This is a genomic window from Allobaculum stercoricanis DSM 13633, assembly GCF_000384195.1.
Lineage (GTDB): Bacteria > Bacillota_I > Bacilli_A > Erysipelotrichales > Erysipelotrichaceae > Allobaculum > Allobaculum stercoricanis.
The window spans coordinates 1,440,326-1,457,515 of sequence record NZ_KB913034.1; the positions used below are offsets into that span (position 1 = coordinate 1,440,326).

Here is a 17,190-nt window from a genome sequence, read left to right on the forward strand (position 1 = left end):
CGACGAACGGGGATTTGCGTAGTTTTCGGCTGTAAATGAACAGGGATTTGCGTGTAGTCAGTAATTCGAAAAGATATTCTTTGAAGAACAGAATTTTGAAACCAAGAAAAACGAAATAATCTCAATAACAAAATCATCGGCAAGGACAGCGATAGAACCAGACGCAGTGAAAGTCATAATTGCAAAAGCTAAAGCTGCAAAAAACTTTTCATTCATAATGTTCCTTATTTCCTACTCGAAGTTCTCCATGTTTATCGCTGTAATGGATCGAAGATCGATATCTATAGTTTGATTCACAAAAACATCTAATTCGTTGTAGACAATTTTTTAGGTCCGCATATTTAGATTCTAAATAAAATTTTTGTGATTTGTATTTTTGATTTATAAATCGATTATCATTTTTTGTAGATGAATTATTGTAATAAGCACAATACTTAATAACGTAAAAAGGCGATAAACAATAATCATTTACCGCCATTTAAATATTACAATTTATTAAGCACAATCATGCTCGATCAATTCAAAATTATTTAACTTACTTCTTGATACACTTTTTCTTTTGCAGTCATTTGTATCGCATTAACGATAGATTCAATCTTAGATATATAATCTTCAACATATTCTTTGGTAATGTCTGTTTGTTCTGCTGATGCGTGACTCCTATCATTTTGATGCACTATTTCATTTCTTCGTTTGAATAAATTTGATATAACTTCTTTTCCTACCTTCATTGCTTCATTTTCATTTTTGCTCGGAAAAGCCTTTGTCATTACTTGTTTAAATGGTATACCAATAAGATTTAACTGATCTTTTACGCTTTCAGAAGATAAAAACACATCTCTGCTAAATCGTTCATTTAAATACTCAAAAAACCAATCATTTGATTCCAATGTAGCTATCGCCATCTCTACTTTTTCCATTGGAATCTGGAAAGATTTATATTTATCAGTTTTTGGCCAAGTTCCTGAGAACATTTTTACTAAACAGTATTTGCTCATTTCATGAATATAAAAATCTAATAAACCTTCAGCCAAAACAACTTGTGATCACCAAACCATTTTACAAGCAATTTCATTTCCTGCCCGAAGCAATTCATCGGCAACATCAAACTGTTTCTTAATCTCATCTATACTTTCCGTAAAGTGTTGTAAAATTTCGGACAAGTCAAAGCGCACTAACATTGGACGCGCTTCGCGCGTATCCTCCTTACGTGGAGTTAACGATATCTTTCTAGATTTCATTTCTATTCCTCCACTTATTGTTCAGAGGAGATTACACCAGCGAAATTTAAATTAAGCATCGGAATAGCCCCATATTTCCCTGTGATGTAGCCTTTACTAAAGTTTTCTTCTTTTCGAACATTTTTAATCTCAGCAAGTGAAAACAAATCTGTAGAACGATCTTTTGTTTTGATTTCCGTAAACCAAATTTGATCTCGTCTAAACAAATCTAAGTTTAACAAACCAGTTTCATGTGTTGTAAAAATCAATTGTGCAGGCTTACTTTTACGTGTTTTTATAAATTGTTTAACCAGTTCAAAAAGTAGAGCCTCATGTAAATTCGATTCAAGTCCATCACAAATCAACACTTTCCCATTCACCATGACATCTACAAATGGGCAAAGTATTCCAAAGAGCTTTTTTACCCCTGTGGATTCTTCTGAAATCAAATCCGTTTCAAATTTGTCATATAAAACTTTTGCAGAAATAGCATCTACTTCTTGCTGCAAAAGATTTTTTTTGAACTCCTCTGATAGAAAAGGAGGAAGATTTTCAGCATCGAGACTTTCCTTCTTAATATCAACACAAATATCTTTAATTCCTGTACCAAGTTCGTCTAAAATTTTTAGAACAATGGCTTTTATTTCTTTATTTTCATGTATTTGGTGAAGTGAATACTTCATCCAATTATCTTGAGAAGTTGGACTATAAAGCACCAAATCGTCGCTAAAAAAACGATAAGCAGCAGCTACTTCTTCAACAGAGCTAAAATTAGCTGCGCAAGATAACAATAAGCGATTTGGCTTAAGGACATCTTTGCAACTATTAAAGCGTCTACGAAAGCTACTGCCAGCTGTAAAATTCTCATCTAAACGTTCAAATATTTTTGTTTTTCGTCCATTAGGAAAATAATAGAGATACTCTTCCACAACAAGCATATTCTTCAACGAAAAGCCAAATGCATATCGAATACCATCAACTATGAATTGAATCATATAATCGCTATTCTGTTCATATCCATTTAGCTTATGAGGCTGTTGTAAAATCCCCTGTCCCGGTTGATAGTTGATGCTATTTAAAACAAGATTTTTTACAAATGCTATTGCGTCAATAAAGTTACTTTTTCCAGAACCGTTTGCACCATAAATAACAGCCACTTTCAGGACATCAATATCCGCTACTTTTTCTATATTTTCTGTGTGCGTCTTATCTGATCCCGCTATTGTAGAAAACAGGACTTCATCTCTAATTGATTTATGATTAGAACACCTAAACTCCAATAACACCTCACATGCACCTCCTTGACTATATTTTAGCATAAGCAGACCATTTAAACGTTAAATTTGCTGTTTTTACGCAAATAGCAAGATTAAATATCATTAATTTTCGCTTTATTTAACCTTACATCTATCAATTAAGTTTAATAAAAAATTTCTTATTGCTCTTATATTATTAACATGCTTCATCATAAACAAAAAAAATTGCGAGCTTCCCGCTCCTTGTTCGGGAGCGACAACCCGCTTCTTGGCTGATTTTGATTCGTTGATCGATTCGATTCTTTGTTTTTAAATCAGATTACTGATAAGCGTACCAAGCAGTTCCTTCTGGAGTCCATCCTAAAGATACGAGGTAGTCGTTTTCTGCTTTGTCAGTTGTGTAGTTGTGAGATCCAGCACCATTTGCGTATGGGTTGTATTGACGGTAAACAGGTGTATTACCATCTTTTGCTGCAGATTTCCAACCTTCGCCTTCATATTTCCATCCGTAAGAAACGAGAGTATTTTTTTCTGAAGCACTTACAGTGTAATGGTGATCTCCGGCATTTGGGTTATAAAGACGATAAACAACTTTATCTCCTTCAGTCATTTTTGGAGCAACCCATCCGTAACCTTCATCATTCCATCCAAGAGCTACTAAAGCTTCTTTTTCTTTAATGTCAGCTGTGTAGAAGTGTTCTCCGGAGTTAGGGTTGTATAAACGGTTCATTGGGTTTGCAGCAATGAGTTGAACACCTAATCTATCACTTACTTCACTACTTCCGCATTTTAAATGAGTATTGTATGCATAAGAAGCGCCACTTGCATCAAGAGTTAATACTCCATCTTCAAATTTTCCACTGAATTGTTCAGCATTTTTCGCATTGAAGCCTTCAAATGTTTCATTTAAGTTAACGTTTTTTAAAGTTTCAGAAACATAGAATTTTTGATTTGCTAAATTGACTGTAGTACCTGCAATAACATCAGTTTTACTTAAATCTAAAGTACCAATGTGGTTTCCACTTAAATCTAATTTATTGTTAATTGTTAAATAATCAAGATTTACAGTTTCTAAAGCGTTGTTTTGGAGTTCTAAACCTTTATTTAAGGCATGACCATATTTTTTGGACGCTGTTGGAAGAACAACTTCTTTCAAATTCTTATTTCCATAAACATGGATTGCATCTAACTCTTCTTGAGCAGAAAGATCTAAAGATGTTAATTCAGTGCTAACAAGGTAAAGAGTTTCTAAAGAATAATATTCTTCTTCATCTTCTACAGTCGGATTAGGAAGAGTAATTCCTGTTAATGCATCATTAATTCGAATATCTTTCAATTTAGTATTCGCGGAGAAATCCAATGTTTTATTCGTTAAAGTTCCGTTCCAAGAGTTAAAAGTTGTTAATCCTGTGAAGTATTCGAGCCCTTTGATTTCACCTTTGAAGTTCTTGCCACTAGTCAAAATAATTTCTTGAATTTTTGCTAATTCAGCAGTTTCAATTGGTTTGTTTAATTCTGGAGCTTTAAATGTTCCACCTTGTAAAGTAACTTTACCTTCGGCTACACCTTTTGCTAAATCTCCGAAATTTTCTTTGTTCCAAACAACTTCAGTTGGAATTGGTTTAACGTCGCCATTGTCAACGACAGGATTTTTTTCTTCAACAAAATCATCGGCAAAGACAGCGATAGAACCAGACGCAGTGAAAGCCATAGTTGCAGAAGCTAAAGCTGCAAAAAACTTTTTGTTCATAATGTTCCTTCTTAGACTTTTGGCACTCTAAATGTTTTAGCTCACTCCACAATCTTATATAGAATAATCAAGATAAAAAGGGCAAAGAAAAACGCGGACCCATAGAGTTTACGTTTCCGCGAAAAGAAATATTCTTTTTATCATTGCTTAGATTCTAATCCATCGTCTTTAATGAGGCAAACACTTTTACTACGAACACGTATTTGATTTTTTTATCATTGGTGAATTATCAAATTAAATGCAACATTTAATGTGACAATTCACCTTCACAAAAAAACAAGCGATAAATAATACTCAAACAGAACATTCCTAAAATTCGTAAACCGAAAACCTTGAACCACTTTTCGAGAGTGAATAATAACTCGCACCACAAGTGCGTAGCTTATTTCTCTGAAATGGTTCAAGTTTTTTTAATCCTCAATATGTAAATACACACGAATCCCTCGCTCCTTGTTCTGGAGCGACAACCCGCTTCTTGGCTGATTTCGATCCGTTATTTTAAATCAACTTACTGAAGATCGTATCAATCGATCATTACAATATGGTTGTCTCCATTAAAATGTGGTTATATGACCGCGTTTTAATGGAGGCTTTTAATACTTGAGCTATAATATAAATACAAGGAGGTGTCTAAGTGGGAAAGCAAGCCAATACACAAGACATTTCAACGTTTCTAGCCAAGATGAAACGACAGGTATCTGCAGGAAAATATGATTTCGTTCCACGATGAAAAAATATGCAAGCCTAAGCGAAATACGGTTTAACCATTTCAGATGCAAAAGATGAAATATTTGGCCTTGTAGTGGAGGACTACTACAAAGGACCCAAGCAAGACCTAGACCCTCTTAAGCCCGGAGATATTTGGGAATTTAAGAAAAACATAGATGGAAGACAGTTCTATATCAAAGTTAAAATCGTACAAGTGAATGGTGAAGATATCGTCAAATGTCTTGGATTTCATGAAGATGATTTTGCCTAGAGTACAGGAGGTGGCGTCAATGAGAAAATATTGTGAACAATGTGGAAAAGAGATAGAGACAAAAGTTATATCAAAAAGAGAATCTTATAATGTCTGTGGCGAGTTAATCGAAGTAGACGCTCAGGTCCTAGTGTGCTCAGAATGTGGAGAAGAATTTTTCTGTGAAGAATTAGATAATGCAACGTTGGTGAGTGCGTACAATGAATACCGCAGAAGGCATAAGCTTTTACTTCCAGAAGAAATAAGGAAAATCAGAGAACAATACGGTCTAAGTCAAAGAAGTTTTGCAAAGCTCCTCAACTGGGGAGATAAAACAATTTGCAGATATGAAAATGGCTCTATTCAAGATAAAGCGCATAATAGCATTCTTTTGTTCCTTCGAGAACCTGAAAACATGAGAACGTATCTTACAGAGAACGAAGTAACTTTGGATGAAAAACAAATCAGAAGACTTTTGATGACCATAGAAACGTTAGAGGAAAATAAAGAATTTCACGCAAGCCATAGAATTTTCGATTTGTTTTTTTCAAATGTTCCCTGCGAGGAAAATGGATTCAAAGGATTTGATTATGACAAATTCTGTGCAATGGTTTTATTTTTTGCACATAAAAATAGTGAATTGCTTAAAACAAAGCTCATGAAATTGTTGAATTACTCAGACATGCTTTTTTATAAGGAAAATGGTATTTCTATTTCTGGTATGAAATACGTTCACTTACCCTATGGTCCAGTGCCTGATCATTTCGAAATTCTTTTGGAAAAAATGCAAGTAGATCATATAGCTCATATTGAAATAACTTGCGATAACGGTTACGAAAGGTATCAAATAATTCCAGAGCGTGATATCCCATTCGATGAATTTTCCAAAGAAGAACTCAACATATTGCAACGTGTATACGATAAATTTGCACACTTTGGATCTGTTGAAATATCGGAGTATTCTCATAAGGAAAAAGGATATGCTTCAACTAAACAAGGCGAGATCATCTCATATGCCTATGCTAAAGAAATAGAACTAGATAAGTGATACGATAAAAGTTAAGCGGCCTCAAGTATTTTACTCGAGGCCGCTATTTGAATTTGTTGATCAAATGTTGAGGTGAAGAAAAATAGCAATCAACTTTCTTCCCTTACTATTGTCCTGAGCATCAATGCGCAAGATACACATAAGAAGCAAAACTTGTTTTTTTGCGCTATGCACGAGAATCGAAATTAGAATCACATTGAATTCATTCGATTTAGTTTGGATATGTAATATTGCCAAGAATCACTTTTTGGCTTGCACCTGTTGCTTTAGGTACATTTGAGAATTGATGATGCATTGTTTCATTTCCCAAAATCACAAAGGCAATCGCTTCTTTTGCGTCTGAAGAATAACCTAAATCTTCTTGGCACAGCACCTTGATTCCAGATAATTCATCACTCAACATCTGTTTTAATGTTGCATTATGAGCGCCACCTCCACCAAGAACGACTTGTGTTAACTTGTGGTTGGGTAAGATGAACTGTCTATAGTTTTCGGCAATCGAATATGCGGTAAACCAAGTGAGCGTTGCAATGATATCTTCAGGTGCATAGGTTGCGTATCGATTCAAAATATTGTGGGTGAATTCACTACCATATACTTCGCGTCCCGTTGTTTTAGGTGGTGCCATCACAATATAAGGATCTTGTTTGAGCTCATTGACCAATTCAATAATCAATTTTCCTTTTGCTGCCGTATTGCCACTAGCATCATAAGGTTGATTGAACAGACATTGCATCGCTTCATCAATCACCATGTTTCCTGGACCGGTATCAAATGCGAAGACATCATCAATACTGGTATGGGCTGGTAGCACCGTGACGTTGCCAATTCCACCAATATTTTGTAGAGCGATCGCTTCGTCTTGTTTGGAATATAAAATATATTCACTAAAAGGAACTAAAGGCGCTCCTTCTCCACCAGCTGCCATATCTTTCACACGGAAATTGGCGATACAAGGACATCCACATCGTTGGGCGATCACTGCACTTTCCCCGATTTGAAGCGTCGATGCGACGTATTCCGTTGTGTTTCGGGGAATATGATAAATCGTTTGTCCATGGGATGCGATGTAGTCTAATTGAGTTGTTTCGATTCCATATTGCAAACAAACAGCTTGTGCTGCTTTTGCGAACAATTCACCTAATTCAAAATTCAAACTGCACACTTGTGCTACGTTTGCGTTATTTTGGCAACATTGTTTAATCTTTGCTTGGGTTGAATCGGGTAATGGTAACGTAAGAAAACTTAATTGTTTCACGGTTGTTGTATTTGCTGATCCATGGATTTCGCATAACACTGCATCAATTCCATCCAAGCTTGTTCCTGACATTAAACCTACTGCTAACATATTAGCCTTTCTAACTATTTAATAGTTGAATGAGTTGTCGAGTTTTGATTAAATCATTTTTCGTTTGATCATAGTGCAATTTGCTTAGGCAATAATATAACAAGTCTGTAAATGCTAATGTCGAATTTCGTGATGTGATAGAACCTAAACGCAATTCTTTTTCTTTCACAGGGATATATAAGGCGTTATCTGCTAATGAAGCTAACGTTGACTTCGTATTGTATTGCGTAATCGCAATCACTTTCGCCCCTTTACCTTTCGCAAATTTTGCCAAATCATTAATGATCGGCGTTTCTCCTGAATAACTTAAAGCAATCAAAACGTCGTCTTGATTAATGTGCGCAATCCGCGCAGCTAAAATGTGCATATCTTCGTAATACACGACATCTTTATCAATTCGTGTCAGTTTATGCATTAAGTCTAAACAAGCAATTCCGGACCCACCAATTCCCGTTAAATAAATTCGTCTGGCCGAGTCCATCCAATCGATCGCCGTTCGTAAAGAGTCTATGTTCAATAACTTGTAGGTACCTTCCATATGTTGCGCATTGATCGTTTGAATTTTCTTAACCATGACATTTAGAGAATCTTGTTCTTCAATGACAACATTGAATATTTCATCTTCTTCTTGATCTTCATCTAAGTTTTTGGCTAGATCAACTTTTAATGCTGTTAATCCTTTAAAACCTAATTTTTGCGAAAATCGAATCCAAGAAGCCGCACTTGTATGCGTCACTAATCCTAATTCTTGCGCGCTTTTTTCAATCGCTTCATTGCGATGGTCCAAAATGTATTGCGCAATGATTTTTTCATTTTGAGTAAATGATCCAAACCCTTTTTTAATTTTATATATACAACTCATGATCGATTATCCTTTAATTGTTTCGCCAATAAATATGCGCCATAACATGGGTCATGTTTAGGTGCACACAAATGAACGTTGTCATCTAATGTTAAATATGGACGAATAAAGGACAAACCTTTCCAAACTCCACCGGTGTAACTGACATGAACTGGATGGTTAAAGTCTTTGGCTAGAGAATGGATCAATGATGATAATTCTTCTGCTAACTTTGCATAGATCTCTAAGGCAGCCAAATCATGATTTTGGGCTAGTTGATACACAATTGGTGCAAGAGAAGCGATATGATCCCTTTTATTCGCCAGTTTAGTGTTTACAAAAGAAATAATATCATAATCATCTTCTAAATCGCAGGTATTTTTTAGTACGTCCACAAGAGCAGTTCGTGGTTTTCGACCATCCACTTGCTTGGTGTATTCTTGCAATAATTGCTTCGCTAACCAATAGGCACTCCCCTCATCGCCTAGCGTATAGCCCCAGCCACCAACGCGTTTAAATTGGCCATTTTGATAGCTCAGTCCCATCGAACCTGTCCCAGCGATCACAAAAATGCCTTCACTACCTTCTAAAGCCCCCAACAATCCGATTTGCGCATCATTAGCAATGCGATAGTGCATGCCTTGAAAACTTTCGGCAACTCGACTTTCGATCTCTTTTCGCAAATTGGCATCATTTCCATATCCAGCCAAGCCACATCCGATATATACATGATCATTAGCTACAGAATCTGGCAATACAGTCATGACGCCTTGTTTTAAAATCTCAATTGCTTGGTCTTTGCTTGTTTGTAATACATGGCAACTTGGCAGAACAATTTGATCTAAAACATGCGCATGTTCATCATAGAGAGTAAAAGCTGTTTTTGTTCCACCACCATCAATGCCAATAAAATAATCCATACTTAAGCCTTTCGAATTCTAAATTTCTGCCATGGTTTAATGTAGTCTAATAAGAACAATTCTTCTTCTTTAACATGACCAACGACATTACTCATGCCACTGTTTTTCATATCATGGAGAGCAATTTGTAGCTCACCGGCATAATGTCCATATTCACTACTTTCGATGATGACATCACCACGACGGATGAGTTCTGGCGCATTGAACAATTCAAAATGATGTCCTTTGTATTTCACGCGGGATTGTGTAGAACGAATCATATTTTCATTTTGATCGCCACGGTTAAAGTGTAATTCTTCAAACAAAATCTTTTGTTCAACTTCACCAACATGATCCACTAAATCGATATCAAATGTGACTAAAGATAAATCCAAAGTCGATACTTTATCTAATTCTTCTTGCGTTGGATAGCAGTTAGAAATGATGAAGTCATCGACACAATCTAAAGCGATGAAGTGTTTAACTTGGATATCCATCGGTAAATGACGATGCATTTCTAATGTCGGTAACCCTTGCGTTACAGGCCATGATCCAAATGTATTCTCATTTTGGCTTGTAATGAAGGCAGCCGTTTGTAATCCATATTGTTTAAAGCGTTTGGAACAAGAAATGAAAAAGTCTAATCCCAATCCGGAATAGTCATGTGGATAGAAGTTATGACATCCGTATAATTTGTAGCGATTCGGTTGGAAGTCCATGATTGTATCAATTGTATGAACATCATTGGACATATTGATTTCAATGATTAATCCTTGTGGATTATAGGTCATGATCGATTCTTCACTACCTGTAAATCCCATATCTAAACGTAAGCCATCCGCACCGATTTCTTTAAAGAACGTTAAATCGTTGTAGCTAATGCCTAATTGATTAAATACACGTGGGGATACATCGACGATAATTTCAAAGCCCAATCCTTTGGCATATTCATTGATTTCTTTAAAATCTGCAATAATTTCTTCTTTACTTTTATTCACGGATAAAAGGCAAGAGAAGATACGTTGAAAGCCTGCTTTTGCGGCTTGATCAATATAGTTTAAAATCGTTTGTTTATCGGATTTTTCTGGATAAATGGAAATACCTAAGCGTCTCATTGTGTTCTCCTTTATAGAATAAGCCCTGTTGAAAAATAACAGGGCTTAAATAGAATTCATTCTTTATAATACTTCTGCTTCTTGGTTTTGTTCTTCTTCTACTAAGTTTTTGTCGTACATTTTGAAGAATGGATAGTAGATGATTAAATCCAATACAATTAAACCAATACTTAATACAGCAGCACGCCAGTCATTTCCGCATGCTAAGAACGCCCCAATTGGACCAGGCAATGTCCAAGGTGCAGTGGCAACAACGTGACCAACCATACCAGCACTTGTTAATAACCAAGCAATAATTGCATTCACCATTGGTGCAATGATAAATGGAATGATTAACATTGGGTTCAATACAATTGGCGCACCGAAGATCATTGGTTCATTGATGTTAAAGATGGAAGGCACTAAAGATGTTTTTCCTAATGCTTTACCATAAGCAGATTTACTTCTGAATGCGAACAATAATGCTAATGCAAGAGTCGCACCAGAACCACCGATCCAAATAAACCATTGGAAGAAAGGTTCCGCCCCAATATTTGGGATAACTTGACCTGCAGCCCAAGCAGTTGTGTTTTCTTCAATTAAGATTAACCATAATGGACGTGCGATTGATCCTACGATGGATACACCATGGATACCGAAGGACCAGAAGAATGTTACCAAGAATACTAAGATTAAAACGGATGGTAATGTGTCTGTTGCACTAACCAATGGAACAATCAATTTACTGATCATGCCGTGAACATCAATCTGTAAGAACATGCAGATTGTTGCGACAACGATTAATACGATTGCAGTTGGTGTTAAAGATTCAAAGGAACGAGCAACGGATGCTGGAACTTGAGGAGGCATAGAAATTTTGAATCCGCTTTTTTGAGTGAAGCGATAGACTTCCACCGCAAAGAAGGAAACCAAAATACCGATGAACATACCCGCACTACCAAGGTTACCCATTGGTAATACAAATCCGCTTGGAACAGTTGCTAAGTAGTCAGCTAATTCTGTGCTTGTTTCAGCAAGCGCTAAAACTGCTTCGTTTGGAGCGGCAATGTTGGATGGGATAATTGTTAATAAGAAACCAAGTTCAGCTAAGATCCCACCAGACAAGCCATCTAGCTCATAAGATTTTGCCAGGGAGTAACCAATTCCGAATACCGCATACAGTGTCATGATGTACATGGATACACGGTATGGCAATAAGATTTTTGTTGCGTTTGCAGAAATAAATTGTGTGATTGCCCATTCTTTAGGCATAGAGTTTGGTAAGAATGCAATAACCATGAACATGGAAGAAACAATGATCAATGGTAAAGTTGCAATAATACCATCACGAATGGCACGTAAGTGACGTTGTTCCGCCAATTTTGCCATTGGTGTCGATAATTTTTCGTCTAATATAGTCGCAAATTTATCAAACATATATTTTCCTTTCTTAGATCTCTCTCATTTTTAAATTACTTTAATTCGCCCAATTCTTTTTTAACTTGAGCCAACAATTTAGGTGCGCCTAATGGTGTGTAACCTTGTGGTTGAATCAAAATGCATGGAACGCCAGCAGCTTGTGCTTGTTCTTTCAACGTATCGAAACGATGACGAATTTGTGGAGCAACTAAACCAATGGCATAACCATCTTTAATTTCATTGGCAAATGCTTGTGTGGAGCATTCGTTCACTTCCATTTCAATTCCTTGTTTTGCTGCTGCATCGTGTAATGCTTTAGCTGCAATTGCAGAAGACATGCCTGCTGAGCAAACCAATAAGACTTTCATATAAATCTCCTCTCTATGTTATTGCTGTGTTTATTATAGCTGTGAAATCGCTTTCCTGCAATATTGTTTCACGTTTTTATTTATATAAATGAATTTTTATTACATCATGACACCGGTATAGACGAGTGCAGCAATAATTCCGGCACTAAATACCGACAACAAGCTACCGACAACCCAAAAGCTTTTGCAAATTCCTTTTTTGGATTGAATAAAAAATTGCGCATATACTGCTGAAAATCCGGAGACAAGTCCGCCGATGATCACCGTTGGTAAACGATAATCCACCCCTAACGCATCGCAGCCAAAAGGAACGATAAATAACGATAAGATGATGGAAAGAATCACAATAAAGGAACTTTTATAACCAAAAGTTGGAATATCATAATCCGTTTCCCCCATCACGGATTTATACTGGTGATTTTCAGTTTTGGCCTTATTTTGCCATTTCACACTCTTTGCCATACTATTTATTTTCCAATGCGTGTAAACGTTTATTCATGCGAATGATGTAATCCGCTAATGTACGAACTTCCATAGCAGACATTAAATGGTCTTGCGCATGGACAAAAAGGACAGTGACTTCGTGATGGTTTCCGTTTGCTTCATCATGAAGAATATTGGTCTGTGTTTGATGTGCTTGAACTAAATATTCATCTGCTTCTTTTAAAAGCATTTCTGCTTGATCAAAATTCCCTTTTTCTGCTTCATCAATGGCTTCATAAGCAAGACCTTTTGCTGTTCCGCCGTTACTGATAATTTCAAAAATAATCATTTCCATTTCGTTCATTGTCTTTACCTCCAAAAATTTAAATGATATTTGCTAATACGCCTTTTGCTTGCTCAATTTTTTCTTGAGCCGCATCACAATCGCAATGTAAAGCATGCATGACAATTGCTCTTTTTACACTTCGCCCACTTGCTTCAAATAAGTCACTTGCTGTTTGCGAATCAACTTCTAAGATTTGTTGGATCATGCGTGTTGCCCGCACAATGAGTTTTTCGTTAGATGGTTGCACATCCACCATTAAGTTGTGATAAACTTTCCCCATTTTGATCATGACACACGTACTAATCATGTTGAGGACCATCTTTTGCGCCGTCCCCGCTTTCATGCGAGTCGATCCGGTCACCACTTCTGCTCCCGTAACCACTTCTACTGGATAGTGCGCTACTTTGGCTAATTCAGAATGTTCAACACAACAAACACTTCCTGTTTGTGCTCCAATTTGGTTGGCATATTCTAATGCACCAATTACATATGGAGTTCTTCCTGATGCAGCAAGCCCAATAACCATGTCCGCAGAACTTAAATTTCTTTCTTTTAAATCTTCAACGGCCAATTCTTTAGAATCTTCAGCCCCTTCTTGTGCTTTGAAAATCGCCGGTGTTCCCCCCGCAATAACGCCTTGCACAAGCTGGTCACTCACACCATATGTAGGTGGGCATTCACTTGCATCTAAAATTCCTAAACGGCCAGACGTTCCGGCACCGACATACAAAATGCGTCCTCCATTTTCGACACATGCATACGCTTGATCAATGAGTTTTGCGATCGCTGGAATTTGTTGATAAACCACCTCAGCTACTTTTCTATCCTCGGCATTGATCTTGATTAACATCTCTTCTGTAGGAATTCGATCAATATCCAACGTATTTGGATTTTGTTGTTCCGTATTTAATTTTGCGAAATTTTCAATCATTCTTCTCGATACTCCTTCATAAACTGTTGATACCAATAGAAACTATCTTTTTTATAACGATCATAAGATCCGTTTCCATAGTTATCCGCATCTACGTAAATCACGCCATAGCGTTTGCCCATTTCGCAACTTCCTGCAGATACGATATCGACGATTCCCCACATCATGTAAGCAACCACATCTACGCCATCGTTTTGCGCATTTAAAATCTCTTGAAAATGACGATTTAAATAATCGATTCGATATTGGTCATGAACTTGATGATCTTCTTCCATCACATCCGCATAACCAAATCCATTTTCACTAATAATGACCGGCTTTTGATATCGATCATAAATTCGATTCAATGTAACTCTTAATCCCACTGGATCAATTTGCCAGCCCCATTCATTCGCTTGTAAGTATGGGTTTTTCGTACTCACAACTAAGTTTCCAGCTGTTTTTTCTTTTTCTTCACAACTTGCTACCGAAGATTGGTAGTAGGAAAAGCTGACAAAATCACATGTATTATGTTTTAACAATTCGCGATCTTCATCCGTGATTTCAAATTCAATTCCATTCGCATCAAAAAACGATTGCATATACGATGGATAATAACCACGACTTAATACATCCATGCAAAACCAAGTATTCGTATTTTCATCTAATGTTTGTTTGAGATTGTCTTCTGGTTTACAGCTGTACGGATAGTAGCAAAAGCATGCGACCATCGCGCCAAATTTTCCCTGAACCATCGAATGGCCCAATTCAATCGTTTTTGCCGATGCAACAAATTGATGATGTAACGATTGAAAAACTAATGATTGATCATAACCGCCATCTTCTGGTTTTAATAAAGCAACCCCATTAAATGGTGAAAAATAACCCGCATTGATTTCATTGAAAGGTAAATAATAATCAATGCAATCCCCCCAATGTTCAAACACCACTTTGGCAAAACGTAAATAGAAATCAATTAATTTTCTATTCGTCCATCCGCCATACTTCTTCACTAAATTTAATGGAATCGCATAATGATTCATGGTCAAGAACACTTTAAATCCTGCTTTTCGAATTTCATCAAACACTCGATCGTAGTAAGCAATTCCTGCTGGATTAGGTTCTAATTCATCCCCATTCGGGAACAATCTTGCCCAGCTAATGGATAAACGATAAATATCCATTCCCAATTCTTTTAATAACTGAATATCTTCGGCCAAATGATAATATCCTTTACTTCCATCTCGGAATGGATATCTTCCCTTTGTATCGCGTTCTCCTTTTTCGATCATCGCTTGAGTTAATAAACGCGTTGCTGTTGTTGCATTGCTTGTACGGGGGATATAAGGTCGAACATCTTGCGTATCAATCCCTTTTCCACCTTCTTGCCAACCGCCTTCATATTGACTAGCAGCCGTTGCTCCACCCCACAAAATTTTTCGTTTTTGAAATTGTAGATCCACTTTATGCCTCCATCTAAGCACTTTCTTTACTGCCCTAATATATCATGTTTCATCATAAAGTGAAATATTATTTCATTCATTATAGATTTTAAGTGGAATATTATTTATTAAGTCAAACGATCTCATTTCACTTTTTTCAAAAAAGAAAAGCCAATATCATCCACAACAATCGCAATATCTCTAATTTTTTAAAACACGATTTGTTTTTCTAATACTGGTCCCTTTATTCACATATCTAATACTGATTCCCTTATTCATATCATTGAAAATAAAAAAATCGCGAGCTTCCCGCTCCTTGTTCTGGAGCGACAACCCGCTTCTTGGCTGATTTCGATTCGTTGATCGATTCGATTCTTTGTTTTTAAATCAGATTATTGAACAGCGTACCAAGCTTTTCCTTCTGGAGTCCATCCTAAGGATACTAAGTGGTCGTTTTCTGCTTTATCTGTTGTGTAGTTGTGAGCGCCTGCACCGTTTGCGTATGGGTTGTATTGGCGGAATACAGCTACTTTTTTATTTGTATCAGAATACCATCCAATACCTTCGTCTTTCCAACCGTATGCAACAAGAGTGTCTCTTTCACCTTTGTTCATTGTGTAATGGTGATCTCCAGCATTTGGATTGTATACACGGTATACAGGAACTGTTGAATCTTTTCCTTTTGGTGCTACCCATCCGTAGCCTTCATCATTCCATCCAAGGTCAACTAAAGCTTCTTTTTCTTTGATGGAAGCAGTGTAGAAGTGTTCACCAGAGTTAGGGTTATATAGACGGTTCATTGGGTTTGCTGCAACAAGTTTAACTGTAAGAGTTTTACTTGTAGCACCTAATAAAGTGTCGTAAGTATAATTAGCATCTTTACCATCAATTGTTAAAATACCAGTTTCTGGATCATATTTATCTGATTTAGCGATAGCTTTTTTGTCAAAGTTTTCAAAAGTTTCTGCCAAATTAACAGTTTTTAATGTTTCAGAAACATAGAATTCTTGGTTACCTAAATTACCAGTACCAGCAGTTGTATTGCTTAAATCTAATGCACCAATGTGGTTATTATCAAGGTTTAATTCTCCAGTAATAGCTACGTGATCTAAGTTCACAGTTTCTAAATTGTTAGCAGATAAATTTAAAGATGCATATGTTTTAGGCTCTCTTTTATCCCCGTGTTTTACAACAGCTTCTTTTAAATTGCTATTACCAGTAACTTCAACTGTGCTTAATACTTTTTGATCAGAAAAATCTAAAGAAGTTAATGCAGTTCCTTTTAATGTTAAGCTATTTAAAGAATATGTTACTTCTTCTTTTCCATCTTTTTCAGTCACAACTGGTTCTGGAAGAACGATTTCTGTTAAATCTTCTGCTTTAGTTACGGATAAAGTTTTTAAAACTTTATTTGCAGAGAAATCTAATTTTGCGTTTGTTACTGTTGCAGCAGAATCATCAAAAGATCCTAATTTAGTGAAGTATTCTAGTCCTTTGATTTCACCTTTTAAACCGGATAATGTGATTGCAGTTACTTCTGCTAGATCAGCAGTTTTTACTGATTTTCCTTTAACTAAAGTATCAGAATCTCCTGCATAATCAGCAAAAGCATTTTGTTTTAAGTTAACTAAAGCACCAAAGTTATCTTCGTTCCAAACAACAGTTGTTGGAACTGGTGTTACATCGCCATTGTTAATAACAGGATTTTTTTCTTCAACAAAATCATCGGCAAAGACAGCGATAGAACCAGACGCAGTGAAAGCCATAGTTGCAGAAGCTAAAGCTGCAAAAAACTTTTTGTTCATAATGTTCCTTCTTAGACATTTGACACTTTCATCACTTTTTCCGTTTATCATTAACTCTTCTAC

General features: G+C 36.3%; 17 protein-coding genes. 1 reads left to right on the forward strand and 16 read right to left on the reverse strand.

The genetic code is table 11. The features are described 5' to 3' along the window. Nucleotides 1-57: 57 nt before the first annotated feature. The 5 genes from ALLST_RS11485 to ALLST_RS11105 all read right to left on the reverse strand — a co-directional run bounded on the left by ALLST_RS11485 (nt 58) and on the right by ALLST_RS11105 (nt 4,226). Nucleotides 58-216, reverse strand: a complete 159-nt coding sequence (locus ALLST_RS11485) for a hypothetical protein (protein ID WP_019893348.1) — start codon at nt 214-216, stop codon at nt 58-60. A gap of 314 nt (nt 217-530) precedes the next feature. Continuing rightward, complete coding sequence (locus ALLST_RS10840) at nt 531-1,034, reverse strand: HEPN domain-containing protein (protein ID WP_211215117.1); 504 nt, start codon at nt 1,032-1,034, stop codon at nt 531-533. Between the two features lie 12 nt (nt 1,035-1,046). After that, nucleotides 1,047-1,241, reverse strand: a complete 195-nt coding sequence (locus ALLST_RS11590; protein ID WP_019893350.1) for a hypothetical protein — start codon at nt 1,239-1,241, stop codon at nt 1,047-1,049. A 14-nt stretch (nt 1,242-1,255) separates the two neighbouring features. Beyond that, nucleotides 1,256-2,539, reverse strand: a complete 1,284-nt coding sequence (locus ALLST_RS0106635; RefSeq protein WP_211215118.1) for an AAA family ATPase — start codon at nt 2,537-2,539, stop codon at nt 1,256-1,258. Nucleotides 2,540-2,795: 256 nt separating this feature from the next. Then, nucleotides 2,796-4,226, reverse strand: coding sequence for a hypothetical protein (locus tag ALLST_RS11105; protein ID WP_019893352.1), 1,431 nt, complete (start codon nt 4,224-4,226; stop codon nt 2,796-2,798). A 998-nt stretch (nt 4,227-5,224) separates the two neighbouring features. Here ALLST_RS11105 and ALLST_RS0106655 point away from each other — a divergent pair. Then, a complete protein-coding gene (locus tag ALLST_RS0106655) occupies nt 5,225-6,232 on the forward strand; it encodes a type II TA system antitoxin MqsA family protein (protein ID WP_019893355.1) in 1,008 nt (335 codons plus the stop codon). Nucleotides 6,233-6,443: 211 nt separating this feature from the next. Here ALLST_RS0106655 and anmK read toward each other — a convergent pair whose 3' ends face one another. The 11 genes from anmK to ALLST_RS11305 all read right to left on the reverse strand — a co-directional run bounded on the left by anmK (nt 6,444) and on the right by ALLST_RS11305 (nt 17,127). Continuing rightward, complete coding sequence (anmK, locus tag ALLST_RS0106660; RefSeq protein WP_019893356.1) at nt 6,444-7,580, reverse strand: anhydro-N-acetylmuramic acid kinase AnmK; 1,137 nt, start codon at nt 7,578-7,580, stop codon at nt 6,444-6,446. Between the two features lie 10 nt (nt 7,581-7,590). Then, complete coding sequence (locus ALLST_RS0106665; RefSeq protein WP_019893357.1) at nt 7,591-8,442, reverse strand: MurR/RpiR family transcriptional regulator; 852 nt, start codon at nt 8,440-8,442, stop codon at nt 7,591-7,593. Then, nucleotides 8,439-9,341, reverse strand: a complete 903-nt coding sequence (locus ALLST_RS0106670; protein WP_019893358.1) for an N-acetylglucosamine kinase — start codon at nt 9,339-9,341, stop codon at nt 8,439-8,441. The genes ALLST_RS0106665 and ALLST_RS0106670 overlap by 4 nt, the downstream gene beginning before the upstream one ends. Before the next feature lie 2 nt (nt 9,342-9,343). Next, on the reverse strand, nt 9,344-10,435 hold the full coding sequence (locus tag ALLST_RS0106675; protein WP_019893359.1) for a DUF871 domain-containing protein: 1,092 nt from the start codon (nt 10,433-10,435) through the stop codon (nt 9,344-9,346). 63 nt (nt 10,436-10,498) lie between these two features. Then, the gene (locus ALLST_RS0106680; protein ID WP_019893360.1) at nt 10,499-11,851 is read right to left on the reverse strand and encodes a PTS sugar transporter subunit IIC; all 1,353 of its coding nucleotides are present in this window, start codon (nt 11,849-11,851) and stop codon (nt 10,499-10,501) included. A 35-nt stretch (nt 11,852-11,886) separates the two neighbouring features. Then, nucleotides 11,887-12,201: a PTS sugar transporter subunit IIB gene (locus ALLST_RS0106685; RefSeq protein ID WP_019893361.1), complete on the reverse strand. Its 315-nt coding sequence runs from the start codon at nt 12,199-12,201 to the stop codon at nt 11,887-11,889. A gap of 99 nt (nt 12,202-12,300) precedes the next feature. After that, on the reverse strand, nt 12,301-12,663 hold the full coding sequence (locus tag ALLST_RS0106690) for a hypothetical protein (RefSeq protein ID WP_019893363.1): 363 nt from the start codon (nt 12,661-12,663) through the stop codon (nt 12,301-12,303). A gap of 1 nt (nt 12,664) precedes the next feature. Continuing rightward, a complete protein-coding gene (locus tag ALLST_RS0106695; RefSeq protein WP_019893365.1) occupies nt 12,665-12,988 on the reverse strand; it encodes a PTS lactose/cellobiose transporter subunit IIA in 324 nt (107 codons plus the stop codon). Nucleotides 12,989-13,007: 19 nt separating this feature from the next. Next, on the reverse strand, nt 13,008-13,901 hold the full coding sequence (gene murQ, locus ALLST_RS0106700; protein ID WP_019893366.1) for an N-acetylmuramic acid 6-phosphate etherase: 894 nt from the start codon (nt 13,899-13,901) through the stop codon (nt 13,008-13,010). Continuing rightward, the gene (locus ALLST_RS0106705; RefSeq protein ID WP_019893367.1) at nt 13,898-15,343 is read right to left on the reverse strand and encodes a glycoside hydrolase family 1 protein; all 1,446 of its coding nucleotides are present in this window, start codon (nt 15,341-15,343) and stop codon (nt 13,898-13,900) included. The genes murQ and ALLST_RS0106705 overlap by 4 nt, the downstream gene beginning before the upstream one ends. A gap of 371 nt (nt 15,344-15,714) precedes the next feature. After that, the gene (locus tag ALLST_RS11305; RefSeq protein ID WP_019893369.1) at nt 15,715-17,127 is read right to left on the reverse strand and encodes a hypothetical protein; all 1,413 of its coding nucleotides are present in this window, start codon (nt 17,125-17,127) and stop codon (nt 15,715-15,717) included. Nucleotides 17,128-17,190 lie beyond the last annotated feature (63 nt).